Source organism: Methylobacterium radiodurans (genome assembly GCF_003173735.1).
Taxonomy (GTDB): domain Bacteria; phylum Pseudomonadota; class Alphaproteobacteria; order Rhizobiales; family Beijerinckiaceae; genus Methylobacterium; species Methylobacterium radiodurans.
In genome coordinates, this window is record NZ_CP029551.1 from 4,130,407 (window position 1) to 4,143,154 (window position 12,748).

The 12,748-nt window shown below is 73.3% G+C and carries 11 protein-coding genes and 1 pseudogene; 1 reads left to right on the forward strand and 11 read right to left on the reverse strand.

The window, feature by feature from the left end:
• Window positions 1-14 precede the first annotated feature (14 nt).
• The 9 genes and pseudogenes from flbT to DK427_RS19500 all read right to left on the reverse strand — a co-directional run.
• Window positions 15-404 (reverse strand): annotated as a pseudogene (gene flbT / locus DK427_RS27560) (flagellar biosynthesis repressor FlbT); the annotation flags it as partial.
• Window positions 401-748 (reverse strand): flagellar biosynthesis regulator FlaF, encoded by a 348-nt coding sequence (flaF, locus tag DK427_RS19465; RefSeq protein ID WP_109952701.1) that lies wholly within the window; start codon window positions 746-748, stop codon window positions 401-403. The gene flaF and the pseudogene flbT, both read right to left, overlap by 4 nt.
• A gap of 72 nt (window positions 749-820) precedes the next feature.
• Window positions 821-1,852, reverse strand: a complete 1,032-nt coding sequence (locus DK427_RS19470; RefSeq protein ID WP_109952702.1) for a flagellar hook-associated family protein — start codon at window positions 1,850-1,852, stop codon at window positions 821-823.
• 3 nt (window positions 1,853-1,855) lie between these two features.
• Entirely contained in the window at window positions 1,856-3,262 is a 1,407-nt protein-coding gene (gene flgK / locus DK427_RS19475) for a flagellar hook-associated protein FlgK (RefSeq protein WP_109952703.1), read from the reverse strand.
• A gap of 28 nt (window positions 3,263-3,290) precedes the next feature.
• Complete coding sequence (locus DK427_RS19480) at window positions 3,291-4,508, reverse strand: flagellar hook protein FlgE (RefSeq protein WP_109952704.1); 1,218 nt, start codon at window positions 4,506-4,508, stop codon at window positions 3,291-3,293.
• A 73-nt stretch (window positions 4,509-4,581) separates the two neighbouring features.
• Window positions 4,582-5,901: a flagellar protein export ATPase FliI gene (fliI, locus tag DK427_RS19485; protein ID WP_109952705.1), complete on the reverse strand. Its 1,320-nt coding sequence runs from the start codon at window positions 5,899-5,901 to the stop codon at window positions 4,582-4,584.
• Window positions 5,902-5,905: 4 nt separating this feature from the next.
• A complete protein-coding gene (gene flgF, locus DK427_RS19490; protein ID WP_109952706.1) occupies window positions 5,906-6,631 on the reverse strand; it encodes a flagellar basal-body rod protein FlgF in 726 nt (241 codons plus the stop codon).
• Between the two features lie 4 nt (window positions 6,632-6,635).
• Window positions 6,636-7,913 carry a DUF1217 domain-containing protein gene (locus DK427_RS19495; RefSeq protein WP_109952707.1) on the reverse strand — a complete coding sequence of 426 codons (1,278 nt, stop codon included), beginning with the start codon at window positions 7,911-7,913 and terminating at the stop codon, window positions 6,636-6,638.
• A 112-nt stretch (window positions 7,914-8,025) separates the two neighbouring features.
• Window positions 8,026-8,544: a hypothetical protein gene (locus DK427_RS19500; protein WP_109952708.1), complete on the reverse strand. Its 519-nt coding sequence runs from the start codon at window positions 8,542-8,544 to the stop codon at window positions 8,026-8,028.
• A 192-nt stretch (window positions 8,545-8,736) separates the two neighbouring features.
• Here DK427_RS19500 and DK427_RS19505 point away from each other — a divergent pair, with 192 nt between their 5' ends.
• Window positions 8,737-9,033 carry a PilZ domain-containing protein gene (locus DK427_RS19505; protein ID WP_245930638.1) on the forward strand — a complete coding sequence of 99 codons (297 nt, stop codon included), beginning with the start codon at window positions 8,737-8,739 and terminating at the stop codon, window positions 9,031-9,033.
• Window positions 9,034-9,084: 51 nt separating this feature from the next.
• On the opposite strand, the gene DK427_RS19510 is transcribed toward DK427_RS19505, so the two are convergent.
• Window positions 9,085-10,344 (reverse strand): glycosyltransferase family protein, encoded by a 1,260-nt coding sequence (locus DK427_RS19510; RefSeq protein ID WP_109952709.1) that lies wholly within the window; start codon window positions 10,342-10,344, stop codon window positions 9,085-9,087.
• A gap of 36 nt (window positions 10,345-10,380) precedes the next feature.
• Window positions 10,381-12,714: an O-linked N-acetylglucosamine transferase, SPINDLY family protein gene (locus DK427_RS19515; protein ID WP_109952710.1), complete on the reverse strand. Its 2,334-nt coding sequence runs from the start codon at window positions 12,712-12,714 to the stop codon at window positions 10,381-10,383.
• Between the last annotated feature and the right edge of the window lie 34 nt (window positions 12,715-12,748).

The window sequence follows — 12,748 nt, forward strand, 5'->3', positions numbered from 1 at the left end:
GAGGTCGCCAGCAGGGCGGCTTCCGCCGGGTAGAGGCCGCGGATCGCCTTGAGCGCCTCGAACAGGCGGTCGGCCTCGATCAGCGCCTGCACGGCAGCGAGGCCCTCGTGGATCGCCGCGTCCCGGGTGGCGGCCAGGATCCCGGCCCTGAGCCCGGCGCAGAGGTCGCGGGCCGGGCCGGCATTGGCCGGGTCGATGAGCAGGGTCTGGGCCGCGAAGTAGAGCTGGCGGAGCGGCGTCGTCGCCTCCTCCGCCTGGAGCACGTGGCCCTCCAGCAGGAAGGCCGCGTCGTTCAGGAGCTCGATGCCGACCTTGCGGTCGACGCGCAGAACAGCGCCGTTGATGAAGACGCGCTCCCCGGCGCGCAGCGAGAGATGCATGGTCCGGCCCATCCCGCGGCTCATTGCAGGCCGTCGCGGATCGAGGTGTTCACCTCGATCAAGGCCTTCAGGCTGCGCTCGGGCGCGCGCAGCGCCTCGCCGGCCTCGCGCATGGCCCAGGTCCCGATGGAGACGAGGTCGGCCTTGAGCTCGTCCGGCAGGGCGTTCTCCGGGTTGAGCAGGTCGGTGAGCAGCACGTTCCAGAGATCCTGCACGAAGCCGATCGCGGCGGTGCGCTCCGGGCCCCGCTCCCCGCGCGCCTCGACGGTGCGCAGGAGGTGGAGCGCCCGGTCGAAGGCCATGCGCTCGCGCTCGCGGGCGAGCTGCGGCGCGTCCTCCAGGATCTCGGAATAGGAAAATCGATACATCGCGTGCCTTCTCGATGGCAAATCGTCTGGCAAATCGTCTTGCAGATCTTGGCTCGTCGCCCCGGACGGGCGTCAGAGGAAGTTCACGAGGCTGAGCTGGCGCAGCTGGGCGGTCAGCGCGTAGGACATCTGGATCTGGGTGGTGAGCGCGTCGACGCGGGTCTTGGCCTCGGCCGGATCGACCGCCTCCAGGTCGCCGACCGAGGCCGATAGCAGGGTCTTCTGCGCGTCGAGCCGCGTGTTGGCCGCCGTGATCAGGCCCTGCGAGCGGCCGAGATCGGCCTGCATCGACACCAGCCCGCCGCTGCCCTCGCTCAGGAGGCCGATCATCCGGGAGGTGACGACCGTCTGCGCCGCCGTGGAGAAGCTCGACAGCCCGAGATCGGTCGAGACGATGTAGGCCATGGCGAGCTTGGCGAAGGGCTGGGCGTCGGCGCTGGCGCCCGTGGGGACGGTCTCGCTGAGCGAGATCCGGCTCTGCACCGCGCCGTTCGCCGACGACACACCGGCCCAGGCCGCGTCCGCGAAGCGCGGGGCGACGTAGGTGTCGAGGAAGGTCTGCACCCGCGCGGGCGCCTCGCTGGCCGCCGCGGCGCTGCCCGGCGCGTAGCCGAAGAAGAGGGCGAAGTCGGAGGCGATCCCGGCCCGGAGGGTCGCGATGGCCGTGTCGGCGATCGGGGCCGTGCCCGAATTGGTGCCCCCGAAGACGTACTGCCCGGCGATCGCGGTGTTGAGCGCCGTGGTCAGGGTGGCGAGCTGGCCGCCCGCGTTCGCCGCGACGGCGGCGCGCTGCGCCACCGGCTGGCCGACGAGGTTCTGTAGCAGCGTGTCGGCGGCCGACTGCATCTGGGCCAGCGCCGACTGGCTGGTCTTGAGCCGCAGCGACGCGACGCCGTTGCCGTCCTTCAGCGCGTCGATCTCGGCGCCCTGCTGGCGCAGCCCCAGCGCGGTGCCGACCTTGGTGCCGAGCGCCAGCCCGATATCGGCGTGTCGCCCGGTCGCGATCTCGGCGTTGGCCTGCGCGAGGCCGGTCTGCAGGTGGGCGAGCCCGGTGCGGGGCGCGTTCCAGAGATTGATGCTGGAGATGTAGCTCGTGGTCATCATGGCCTAACGCACCGCGTCCATGAGGGTCTTGAGAAGGTCGTCGACCACGGTGAGGATCTTCGCCGAGGCCGTGTAGGAGCGCTCCAGCTGGAGCGTCAGAGCGGTCTCGTCGTCGCCGTTGACGCCGGCCGCGTTCGACAGGGCGTCGGAGGCGCGCGACAGCAGGGTCGCCTGGTAGGCGGCGTCCGCGTCGGCCCCCTTGCGCTGCTGCGAGAGCCAGCCGGCCGAGGCGGAGGCGAAGCCCGCGAGCGTCGCCGTCCCCGAGAGGTCGGTGCCCGCGCCGATCGTGCGGGCGGCGGCGAGGTTGCCGGTGAGCGCGGTCAGGCGCGCGGCGTAGCCCGCCTCGCCCAGCGCGTTCACCGCCGTCGCGTTGCTGAAGATGCCGCCGTCGCGCAGGCGGCTCACGGCGCCGCCCTGCTGGGGATCGACCCGGGCCGCGACCCGGATCGCGGCGGCGCTTGCCCCGGTGAAGAGGCCGGCGACGACCGAAGCGGGCGTGGTGGTGGGATCGGTCTCCGCGAAGGCGTCGACCAGGGCGGAGGCGATCGCGTCGAGCTGCCGGCCGTACTCCACGGCGGGCCCGTCCCGCAGGGCGGTCAGCCCGGCGATGCGGCCGGAATGCAGGGGCATCGCCGCCGTGGCGCCGGTCACCGCCACGCCGTCGATCGTCACGGCGTTGCCGGGCGGCAGCGCGTTGGGGTCGAAGCGCACCGTGCGGGCGCCGCGCTCGTAGAGGGCCACCCCGCCGTCGGTGTAGATCGCCATCCCGCCGTCGGGCCGGGTCAGGGTGGTGATGCCCATCTCGGCGGAGAGCTTCGTCAGGATCCGGTCGCGGTCGTCGAGGCTGTCGGTGATGTCCTTCCCGTTCGCCGTGCCGGTGACGACCGCGAAGTTGACGGCATCGAACTGCTTGAGCAGGTCGTTGACCGTCTGGACCGATTGCTTGGTCGCCGCGTCCGCGTCCGCGCGCACGGTCGCTACCGAGGCGGCGGCGTCGTTGAGGCTGCCCGCGAGATCGCGCGCGGCGTCGATCGCCGTGCGGGCGAGGTCACTGCTGTCGGGCTGGTTGGCGGCGGCTAGGAGCGCCGCGTTGAGCGCTCCGAGCCGGGCCGCGGGCGAGGTCGCGTCGCCGGTGTCGCCCACCGTCTGGGCGAGGGTCTTCAGCCCGTCGAGCCGGGCCGCGCTCGCGGCCTCGTCCGAGGTCGCGGCGAGCTTGCGGGTGAACAGGGCCTGATCGCCCGCGCGGGTGATGACCACCTGCGCGGTGCCCTCGCCCGTCACCAGGGTGGCGATCTTGCGCGTGTAGCCGGAATCGCCCGCCCCCGTCACGTTGCGGGAGGCGACGGCGATCTGGCTCGACGTGGCGAGCAGCGCGTTGCGCGCGGTACTCAGCGCGATCTGGAGGCCCATTCTGCGGCTCCGCTACCGGTCGTTGCGCTCAGCGCTTGAGGTTCATCAGGGTTTCGAGCATCTCGTTGCCGGTCATGAACACCTTGGAGTTGGCGGTGTAGACCGATTGCGACTCGATCATCGTGGTGAGTTCCGTGGCCACATCGACGTTCGACTGCTCCAACGCCTTGGACTTGATGGTGCCCAGCCCGTTCTGCATCGCGAAGCCGAGCTCGATGTTGCCCGAGGTCGAGGTCGCCTCGAAGATATTGCCGGCCCGGGGCTGGAGCTGGTCCGGGCTGCCGACGTCGGCGACCGGGACCCGGTAGGTCGCCGCGCGGGTACCGTCGGCGTAGATCGTGTAGACCGTGCCGTCGTCGCCGAAGGCCACCCCCGTGCTGCTGGTCGGGGCCGAGCCGTCCGCGACGCCCTTCGGGCTGTTGTCGGGGGCGAGCTGGGTCATCGCCCCGAGGTCGAGCGTCAGGGCCGGGCGGCTCCCGTCCGCCGGAAGGGCGAAGGTCGAGGTGCCGGTGATCTGGCCGGTCGGCCCGAAGCTGATCGTGTTCGCGGTCCCGACGAGCGCGGGCGTCGCGTCCTGGGTGTAGACGCTGACCGACCACTTGTTCGGCTCGGCGGCGGTGTCGGCCACCTTCGAGAAGACGACGTCGAGGGTCACCTTGTTGCCGAGGCTGTCGTAGGTCGTGACTGGCGTCTTGGTGGTGAAGCTCGTGGCGCTGGGCGTGGTGACCGTCGCGGAGCCGGCCTTCAGGTTGCCCTGCAGGGTCATGGTGCTGGACGGGCGCGCCTGCAGCTGCGTCGCGCCCGACTTGATCTCCGTCAGCTTCGGGGTGGCGGGCAGCGAGCCGTCGGCATTGAGCGCGTAGCCGAGCAGGGTGAAGCCGCCCGCGTTCACGAGATTGCCGGTGGTGCCGTCCTTCACGAAGTTGCCGGCGCGGGTCAGGAACTGGCTGCCGCTGCCGTCCTGCACCAGGAAGAAGCCGTTGCCGTTGATCGCGAGGTCCGTGTCCGAGGTGGTGAAGCTCGTCGGCCCCTGCTCGCCGACGCTGCGCCGGACCGTGGTCTCCACCGCGCCCGAATTGTAGTTGCCGGTGCCGGAGGATTCGAGCAACAGCGACGAGAACTCCGTCGCGGTGCGCTTGTAGCCCGTGGTCGAGGCGTTCTGGATGTTCTCCGCCACCGTCGAGATGCGGTTGGTCTGGGCGTTCATGCCCGAGACGCCGGTGCGGAGCACGCCGGTGAGGCTCATGGGGACACCTTCAGGGTCTGGTCGTTGCGGGGCGCATCAGGCGCGCGGTGGCTTGTGCGGAGCTTAGCCATGGTCAGCTCCGCAGGGACTGGGCGAGTTCGAGGAAGGCGTCGCGGCTGGGGGCCTGTCCGGGCTCCTGGCGCATCGCCTCGTAGATCTTCGGCACGAGCGCGATCGCCTGGTCGAGCTCGGCGTCGGTGCCGGCTCGGTAGCCGCCCATCAGGCGCAGGTCCCGGGTCTCCTCGTAGCGGGCCATCATGGCCTTGAGCTTGCGCACGAGGTCGCGCTGTTCGGGTGTCCAGACCTCGGAGGCGAGCCGCGAGATCGAGCCGAGCAGGTCCATGGCCGGGTAGCGCCCCTGCTCGGCGATGGCGCGGTCGAGCACGACGTGGCCGTCGAGCGTGCCGCGGATCGCGTCGGCGACCGGGTCGTTGTGGTCGTCGCCGTCCACCAGCACCGAGAACACGCCCGTGATGCTGCCCTGGCCCTCCGTCCCGGGCCCGGCCCGTTCGAGGAGCCGCGGCAGGTCCGAGAACACGCTCGGCGGGTAGCCGCGCGCGACCGCCGGCTCGCCCGCGGCCAGCGCCACGTCGCGGGCGGCGTGGGCGTAGCGGGTGACCGAATCGACGATGAGCAGGACCGACTCGCCGCGGTCGCGGAAGGATTCGGCGATCGCGAGCGCTACCTTCGGCGCCTGCCGGCGCATCATCGGGCTCTCGTCCCCGGTCGAGACCACGATCACGGCGCGGTCGCGCGCGGCGGCGATCGGGCCTTCGAGGAACTCGCGTACCTCGCGCCCGCGCTCGCCCACGAGCGCCACCACCACGCTGTCGAAGCCCTCTGCCTCGGCGAGCATGGCGAGCAGCGTCGACTTGCCGACGCCGCTCCCCGCGAAGATGCCAATGCGCTGGCCGGCGCAGAGCGGCGTGAACAGGTCGAGCGCCCGCACGCCCGTCACCAGGGGCCGGCGCACCCGCGCGCGGCCGAAGGCGGCGGGCGGGTCGGCATCGAGGGCTGCGGCGGTCGCGCCCTCGGCGAGCGGTCCCGCCCCGTCGATCGGGCGCCCGAGCGCGTCGATCACCCGGCCCTTCCAGCCGGGGTCGGGCCTGAGCTCGGCCGCGCCCAGCCGGAACACCCGGGTGCCGATGCCGGCCTCGATCCGGGGGCCGAAGGTCTTGAGCGTGGCGCCCTCCGCGTCGATGCGCACGATCTCGCCCACCTGGGCTTTTCCGTCCTGCTCGAAGCCCATGCGGTCGCCGAGCCGCACGAACGGCCCGACGCCGCCGATCCGGCAGGCGCTGGCCGAGACCTCGCGCACGCGGCCGCCGACCTGGACGAGGTGGCCCTCCGCCTGCGCCATCGCCCGTTCCAGGCGCTCGATCGCGTCCGCCATCGGCCTAGCCCTGCGGTCCGAGCGACTTGATGGCGTCCTGCAGCGCGCTCTCCGATTGCTGCGTCAGGTTCGCCGCGCTCTCGAAGGCGCGCTGGATGGTTATGAGCTTCGTCATCTCCAGGATCGGGTTGACGTTCGAGCCCTCCAGATGCCCCTGCGCGAGGCCGATGCGGGTGAAGTCCTGCACGGGCCGGGCGGGCAGGCTCGGGGCGACGGCGTTCGGCCCGGCCCGGCGGATCGCCGCCTTCGGATCGAACGTGAACAGGCCGATCGCGCCGACTTGGTTGACGCCCTGGTGGATCGTGCCGTCGCGGCCGATCGTCGGTGGCCCGGCCTGCGGGTCGAGCAGAAGCGGCCCGCCGCCGGGATCGAGCACCGGGCGGCCGGAGACGTCTGTGAGGCGGCCGGTCGCGTCCATGCTGAGGCGTCCGTCCCGGGTGTAGACGGGGCCGTTCGGGCCGCCGACGCTGAGCCACGCATCGCCCTGCAGGGCGACGTCGAGGGCCGCGTCGGTCTTGGTGACCGGGCCCGAAGCCCGCGAGATGTAGGTGTCGCCCGTGCTCGCGAAGGCGACCGCGCCCTTGGTGGCCTGGGCCATCAGGGCGGAGAACTTCGTCTCCTCCGCGCGGTAGCCGGCGGTCGCCATGTTGGCGACGTTCTGCGCCGTGGTCGTCAGGCGCTTCTCCAGGGCGAGCTGGCTGGAGAGCGCGACGTAGAGGCCGTTCTGCATCGCCTCAGGCCCCCGTCCGGACGGCGCGCAGGGCGCTCATCATGTCGGCGGTGATGCCGGAACTGCCGTCGTCGCCGGTGAACAGGGCGAGGATCGGCGCGGAGGCGGTGTTGTTCTGCGCGTCCCAGATCGCCGCGAAGCGCCGCACCAGCTTCTCGACCGCGGCCGGGTCCTTGAGGCTCGCCAGGTCGATCTTCTCGCCGATCCGCTTGGCGCGCTGCGCCAGGGCGTCGTTCGACGTGGCCGAGCTCGAGGCCGGCAGGCCCAGCAGGGTGTTGGCGACCTGGGTGAGCGCCGTGTCGCCCAGGATGTCGTAGGCGCTCTTCACGGTCGGGGCCTTGCGGGCGAAGTAGAGGGCGAGGCGCACCCCCGTATCCTCGGCCCCCGCATCCGTCTCGATCGACTGGCGCAGGTAGGCGTCCGTGACGGTCTGGGCCGCCAGGTCCGGGGCGACGTTCGTGCCGAAGCCGACGCTGACCGCCGTCTTGCCCGCGGCGGGGGGCGCGACCCGCAGGGTTACGGTCCGGGCCGCGCCCGTGCCCGCGTAGGCGGTGTCGGCGTCCGCGCCCGTGCCGCCCGTCTTCTGGTCGGCCCCGAGATCGGTGTAGGCGGCCGTGGTGAAGAGCAGGCTGTCGAAGATGTCCAGGTTGACCTGGACCTTGCCCTTCAGGCCCGCCTCGCCCGAGGCGGTGATCTGGCTCTGGATCGCCGAGAGGAGCGCGGCCGGCTTCACCGCCGTGAGGTCGCTGGCGACGTTGGCCAGCGTGTCCTTGTTGAGCACGATCGTGGCGCTCGCCGTCTTGCCTGAGGCGAGCTGGGTGGTCAGCGTGAAGCGGGCCTCGTTGGTGCCGCTGAAATCGATGGTGTCGGGCAGGACCGAGCCGGTCAGCTGCGCCGCCGCGGCCGCTGCCTGGTCCGAGCCGGCCTCGACCGCGTCGCTGCCCTTGGCCACCCGCAGGGCGGTGAAGTCGAAGGCCTTGGCGATGGCGACGTAGCGGTCGTCCGCCAGCCGGTTGGCGAAGCTCGACGGGCTCGACGCGCCCTCGGTCAGGACCTTGCGCATGAAGGCCTTGGCGTAGGTCATGTCCTCCAGGCCGAAGGCCTTCATGGCGTAGGCGTAGAGGCGGCGGTCGGCGATGAGGTCGTCGACCGACTTCACCTTGCCGATATTGGCCGCGTAATAGGCGGTCTCCCGGGCGGTGACCGGGTCGGCGGCCTGGCGCTTCATCGCGGCCGGCAGGTCGCGCGCGATGAGCGTGTAGCTGGTGAGCGTGCTGTTCACGGCCGCGCGTTCCCTCGCTCCGACGCATCCGCGGCGGTCGCCTGCCGCTCTAGGCGGGGACGCTTGCTCCAGGCTGTCGGGGAGGCCGTCGGGAAGGCTGCCATCGTCCGCCTCACAGCCGCGCCGGGCCGATGATGGTCTGGGTGGTGATCACCACCCAGCCCGCGCCGGTGCTGCGGATGGCGAGCACGCGGCCCGCACCCGGCAGCTCGCCGCCGGTCGCGACCTCGCGCACCGGGCCGCCGGCCTCCTCCAGCACCGCCACGCTTCCCTCCGGGCCCGTCGAGACCCGGCGCAGGGTGTAGCTGCCGGCTGCGGCGGGCTCCGGCGCCGGGGGGGCGGAGGGGCGCTCGGGAATCGCGCCGGTCGTGGTCGGATCGAGGTCGATGGGCGCGGGGTCCGGGCCGCGCTTCCAGGCGAAAGTCTGGACACCGGCCGGCAGCACGGCCTGAACCGCGTAGGGCCGGCTGCCGCCGGTGATGACGTAGCCCGCGAACCCGCTCGCGGTGAGCGCCAGCAGGAGCGCGCCGCCGAGCACCGCGCGCTCGATCCGCGCCTCGCGGCGGCGGCGGCGCGCCACCGCCCCGGCGAGCGGGCGCGGGGGCAGGCGCAGGGACGAGGCTCCGGGCACCGCCCTGGTGGGCTGGTCCGGGACCGGTCTGGCCGGCTGAGCGGGGCGGGTGGGCGACATGGCGGGCGGCGTGTCACGGCGGATGGCAGTCCGTTAAGGTTTCGCCGCTTATGCTTGACGCACCGTTAACGGCCCCGTCCGGGCCGGTCCGATTAAGGCGCCAGACCCGTTGAGCCCGAGCGTGAGCCCGCGATGACGATCCGCCCGGACGGCCCGATGGCGGGCGCGGGGCCCGCGACGAGCGGCCCCCCGCCCCGGGCGAAGCGCCACCGCGTGGTGCTGCAGGGACGGATCGTGGCCGGCGCGCGGCTCCAGCCCTGCGTGATCCGGGACCTCTCCCGTACCGGCGCAAAGATCCGCCTCGCTCCCCGGATCGCCCTGCCCGACCGGTTCGACCTCGTGATCGCCTCCGACGAGCTGCGCACCGTGCGCGCCTGCCTGCGCTGGCGCCGGGGTGAGTTCGCGGGGCTCGTCTTCGAGGGCGTGTAGCGCCCGGCTCTCGTGCGGAGAGTTCCCCCGGGCGCGTACCGCTGGGACGGCTCAGGGCAGGCAGATGGCGGCGATGAGGTCGCGCTCGTCGATCACGAGGCTCGGGGCGTAGCCCTGCGCGACGAGGCGCTCGCGCTCGCCCGCGGCCTTCTCGCCGAGGAAGACGAGGCTGCCGCGGACCGCCTTCTCGCTCGGCGTCTCCAGCGGCGGTGCCACCAGGATGCGCCGCTCCAGGCCGAGCTCGCGCAGCAGGCTGCTGATCGAGGGACCGTCCTCGACGCCCACCAGCACCACGCGCTCCACCTCGGCGGTGTCGTTGGCGAGCCGCGCCAGCGTCTGCACCGCCACGAGGAGTGGCAGCCGCTCCAAGCCCTCGACCGGCGGCCGGGGCTCGCCCAGGCTGAGCAGGCTCAGGCGGTTGTGGATCTCGTGGGCGGCCAGGAAGTCGCCCCGGCCCATCGCGACCCGGAAGGCGAGCCGCATCCGGGTCTCGACGTAAGCGTCGATCGCGTCCCGGAAGGCTGGGCGGTGGGCCGGGTCGGGGGCGGTGCCGGTCCGCGCCAGCAGGGCGCGCGCGAAGAATTCGAGGCCGCCGCGGTGCAGGTCCCAGTCCGAGGCTCCCGCGGCGGCGCTGTCGTGGCGCCGGCCCGTGAAGGGGTCCTGCGTGGCGATGCGGCGGAAGGGCCGCCCCTGGAAGGCCACGGCTCCCTCCGCGATGAGGCGGGCGAGGCCGACGAAGCCCGCGTGGCAGTGGCGTCCCGCGGCCGGCAGGGCGCCCAGCGCCTCGGCCCGGTAGACGGCCGCCTCGGGGGCCACGCCGTGCTGCACCAGGAAGCCGAACAGCTCCATCGCCTCCTCCCGCGCGAAGACGGCGTCGGCCTCCAGCGCGTATTGCGGGCTCGCGACCGCGCCCGGCACGTCGTCGTGCAGCTCCCAGGGCGCGTAGCAGGCCAGCACCTCCGGGTGCGCGTCGAGGAAGTCCACCGCCTCGCGGAGCGCGGCGGGCACGGGCAACTCGTCCTCGGCGAGCGCCACGCGGTAGCGGCCGCGGCCCCGCCGCAGGGCGGCGAACAGGCTCGCGGGCTCGCCCGGCCGGTGCGCCGCCCCGGCGTGCCGGAAGCGGACGACCGGCAGGCCCTCCGCGGCGCGGCGCTCCACGATCTCCTTGATCGCCCCGTCCGCGGAGGCGTCCGAGACGACGACCTCGCAGGGCGCGGGCAGGCCGCCCTCGGCGAGGCGCCCGAGCAGGCGGTCGAGGAAGTCGGGGCGCGCGCCCGCGGCGATGCAGAGGCTGAGCGTGATGTCGGACATGGATCGGTCTCGGGACTGTCTGGGGCGCTCGGGGTCTCAGGGGCGGCCGGGGGCGGGCCGGGCGTCTGCCCGCGGATCTCGCCAGCCATCGGAGCCGGGATCGAAGCCGTCCGGGACGGGCTCGGGTGGGACCGCGAAGGGTTCCGGCGGCCGGCCCGCGCAGCGCAGGTCGTGCATGCGTGCGAAGGCCGCCTCGATGCCGCGGGCGTAGCGCGCGGGGTCGAACAGGGGGGCCCGCGCCCGGTTGGCGGCGAGGCGCGCCCGCAGCCCGTCGAGGCGCGGCCGGTCGGCGGCGAGCGCGCAGGCCAGCGCCTCGTAGGCCTCCTGGGTGGTGGTCACCAGCTCGGGCAGGCCCGCGGCGCGCAGCAGGCTGCCCGCGACGCGCCCCGCCATGGTCTCGCCGAGGCAGGTCAGCACCGGCACCCCCGCCCAGAGCGCGTCGCTCGCGGTGGTGTGGGCGTTGTAGGGCAGCGTGTCGAGCACGAGGTCGGCGTGGCGCAGGCGCGCGCGATGCTCCGGCGAGCCGACATGCCCGGCGAAGACGATGCGCTCCGGGTCGATCCCGTGCGCGCCGGCCGCGTATTGCAGGTTGTCCTGCGCGGCCGGGTTTGCCTCGTAGAGCCAGAGCACCGCCCCGGGGACGCGCGCCAGGATCCGCATCCAGGCCGCGAAGATGGACGGCGTGATCTTGTAGGTGTTGTTGAAGCAGCAGAACACGAACGCCCCGTCCGGCAGGCCGCAATCCGCCCGGCTCGGCGCCGCGTCCGCGATGACCCGGTCCCCGTCGTTGGGCTGGTAGCAGTCGGGCAACTGGACGATGCGCTCGTCGTAGAAGGGCTGGTGGTCGAGGGGCGTGATGAGCGGGTCGCCCAGGATGTAGTCGATGAAGGGCGCCCCCATGCTGCCCGGATAGCCCAGATAGTTCACCTGGACGGGCGCGGGCCGCAGGGCGAGGATGCGGGTGCGGGCCCCGTAGGTATAGCCCTTGAGGTCGACGAGGACGTCGATCCCGTCCGCGCGGATGCGCCGCGCGGCGTCCGCGTCCGAGAGCGCGCCGACCTCGACGAAATGGTCGAAGGCCGCCACCACCCGGCGCCGCATCGCGCTGCCGTCGTCGGGGCTGAACGAGTAGGCGAAGACCTCGAACCGCGCGCGGTCGTGCCGCTCGAACAGCGCCACGGCGAGCTGCGTCGTGGCGTGGTCGAAGAAGTCGTAGGACAGGTAGCCGATCCGGATCCGGCGCCCCGGCACGGGAGGGGGCGGCGGCGGCAGGAGGTCGGTCGAGGCGGGCCGGATCTCCGCGGCCCAGATCCGGGTCGCCCGCAGGATCTCGTCCGGGCCCGCCTGCATGACGAGCAGCTTGAAGGGCGACAGGCGCGTGCCGGTCTCGAGGATCCGCTCGACGAGCGCGCGATCCTCCGCGATCAGCCCGTCCCAGTCGCAGGCGTGGCGGCGCTGGTCGAGGAGCTCGAAGCAGGCGAGCACCGAGTCCGGGTCGAGGCTCAGCGCGGTGCGGAAGCAGGCGACCGCCTCGTTGGTCCGCCGCGTCTGGGTGTAGACCATGCCGAGATTGATGTGCGCGCGCACGTGGCGCGGGTCGGCTGCCAGCGCGTGGCGCAGGGCGGTGTAGGCCTCGGGCAGGCGGAAGTGGCTGAGGAGCGCGCAGGCCAGCAGGTTGTGCAGCCCCGCATCGTCCGGGTGCAGCTCGGTGAGCAGCCGCAGCACCGCGAGGCCTTCCTCGGTGCGGCCCGCCTCGAGCGTCGCCATCGCGTAGGTGCTCAGCGCCGGTTCGCTCAGGATGCCGGCCTCGATCCCGGACCGGAAGACGCCCCGCGCCTCCTCGGTCCGACCCAGGGCGGAGAGGACGCGGCCGAGGAGCAGGTAGGATTCCGGGGCGGCCGGCTGCGCCGCGAGGAGCCGGCGCAGCGGCGCGACAGCCGCCTCGCCCTCGCCGAGGCCGATCAGCCCGTCCCAGGCCGCGCGGTGGCCGGCATCGCGGGCCAGCGCCGCGCGGAAGGCGTCGCGCGCGGAGGCCTCGTCCCGGCTGGCCACCAGGGCGCTGCCGAGATCGGCCTGGATGTTCGGATCGTTCGGCGCCAAGGTGGCGGCCTGCTGGAAGGCGGCGAGCGCCTCCGGAAGACGGCCTGCGAGGCGCAGGCACAATCCGAGGGCGTGACGGGCTGCCGCGTTCCCGGGGTCTTGGCGCAGGACTTCGCGGTATGCCGCCTCGGCGGGCGCGAGGCGGCCCTCCCCGTGCAGCCGGAGCGCCCGTCCCATCGCCTCCAGGACGGGCAGCCGGCGGGCGGACCCGCCGCCCGTGCGCGGGCCAGCCTGCTGGAGCACGACCCGTGCCCGATTCCTGCGTCCCATCCCGTCCGGCTCCCGCGGTCCGCGATGTGGGACC